The organism is Nocardia sp. NPDC004168 (genome assembly GCF_040610355.1).
GTDB classification, from domain to species: domain Bacteria; phylum Actinomycetota; class Actinomycetes; order Mycobacteriales; family Mycobacteriaceae; genus Nocardia; species Nocardia sichangensis.
Window position 1 is genome coordinate 1 of the sequence record NZ_JBEXME010000110.1, and the last position, 1,308, is coordinate 1,308.

General features: G+C 67.6%; 1 protein-coding gene. It reads left to right on the top strand.

Translation table 11 applies throughout. From position 1 onward, the window contains the following. The coding region (locus ABZW96_RS37645; RefSeq protein ID WP_355081658.1) for an amino acid adenylation domain-containing protein at nt 1–1,308 on the top strand (1,308 nt) is incomplete at both ends.

Consider the following 1,308-nt stretch of genomic DNA (forward strand, 5'->3'; position numbering starts at 1 on the left):
GCGGGGGCGGCGTATCTGCCGATCGATACCGGGTATCCGGTGCAGCGGTTGGAGTTCATGCTCGAAGACGCCGCCCCGGTGTGTGTGCTGACCACCGCCGCCGAGCTGGACTCACTGCCCGCGGGCAATATTCCGGTGCTCCTGTTGGAGGAGACCACCGGCTACGACGATTCGCGCGTCCGCAACCGCGAGCGGGTGCGGCCCCTGCGCCCGGACAATCTGGCGTATGTCATCTACACCTCCGGTTCCACCGGGGTGCCCAAGGGCGTGGGTGTGGCGCACCGCAACGTGGTCGAGTTGTTCGCCAACACCCAATTGCTGTTCGAGTTCGACGAGACCGATGTGTGGACGTTGTTCCATTCGTTCGCGTTCGATTTCTCGGTGTGGGAGTTGTGGTGCGCGCTGGCCAACGGCGGCAGCGTGGTCGTGGTCGACTACCTGACCTCCCGCTCGCCGGAGCAGTTCCGCGAACTGCTGATCCGCGAACAGGTCACCGTGCTCAACCAGACCCCCTCGGCGTTCTACCAGCTCGCCGAGGCCGACCGGGCAGCACACCACGACCAAGGCAAGTTCGCGCTGCGCTACATCGTGTTCGGCGGTGAGGCACTGGATCTGCGCCAGCTGCGGCGCTGGTACGAGCGCCATCCGGTGGACGCGCCGTGGCTGGTGAACATGTACGGCATCACCGAGACCACGGTGCACGTGTCGTTCCTGTCGTTGGACGAGCAGATGGTCGACAACCCGGCCAGCGTGATCGGGCGGGCGATCCCGGGTCTGGACGCGTATGTGCTCGATGACCGGTTGCACCCGTCGCCGGTCGGGGTGGCCGGAGAGATCTACGTCGCGGGCGCGCAGCTCTCGCGCGGGTATCTCGGCCGTCCAGGTCTGGCCGCGACACGGTTCGTGGCCAACCCGTTCGGTGCGCCGGGCTCGCGGATGTACCGCAGCGGTGACATCGGCCGCTGGGTCGGATTCGGTGGTCGAGCAACCCTCGAGTACGCCGGTCGGGGTGATCAGCAGGTGCAGTTGCGTGGCTTCCGCATCGAGCTCGGGGAGATCGAGGCGGCGCTGCTGCGCTGCCCGGGCGTGAGTCAGGCGGTGGTGCTGGTCCGCGCCGACGAGCACGCCGGTGACCGTTTGCTCGGCTACGTCGTGCCCGACGCCGGGGCGAGCTTGGATGCGTCGGTGCTGCGTACGCAGGTCTCGGAGTTCTTGACCGGCTACATGGTGCCGGATGCGGTGGTCGTGCTCGAGGTGTTGCCGTTGACGGCGAACGGGAAACTGGACCGCCGGGCGCTGCCCGCGCCG